1 protein-coding gene is annotated in these 292 nt (G+C 60.6%); it reads left to right on the top strand.

Annotated elements, in window-relative coordinates; all coding sequences use genetic code 11:
- The coding region (locus P0G09_RS19880; RefSeq protein ID WP_275253536.1) for an XdhC family protein at nucleotides 1–221 on the top strand (221 nt) is incomplete at its 5' end.
- Nucleotides 222–292: the final 71 nt, after the last annotated feature.

The raw sequence follows: 292 nt of genomic DNA, 5'->3' as shown, positions 1-292 counted from the left end.
AGATGTTGGTCCTGCCCGATGGCTCTGCCGTGGGCAGCGTGGGCGGCGGCATCATGGAGTACCGCACCCAGCAGCTGGCGCGGGAATTGCTGGAGCCGGGGGCTGCCCCGTGCAGGCTGGCCGCCTCTGTCCGGTGGTCGTTGATCCGCTGGAAAAGGCATCCTGAAATAAAACACAACGGCACAGCGCTGGTGCATCATCGTATCTGCGCTGTACCTTGATTTTTGGGCGCACCCATGATATGATAGACCCTGCGCGCAGGGCGCGCGGAAAACAAACAAAGGAGTTCTTT

The organism is Faecalibacterium sp. DFI.5.82 (assembly GCF_029076575.1).
Classification (GTDB): domain Bacteria; phylum Bacillota; class Clostridia; order Oscillospirales; family Ruminococcaceae; genus Faecalibacterium; species Faecalibacterium duncaniae.
Note: the sequence above shows the minus strand (reverse complement) of the source record. Positions and strands in the feature narration are given on the sequence as shown.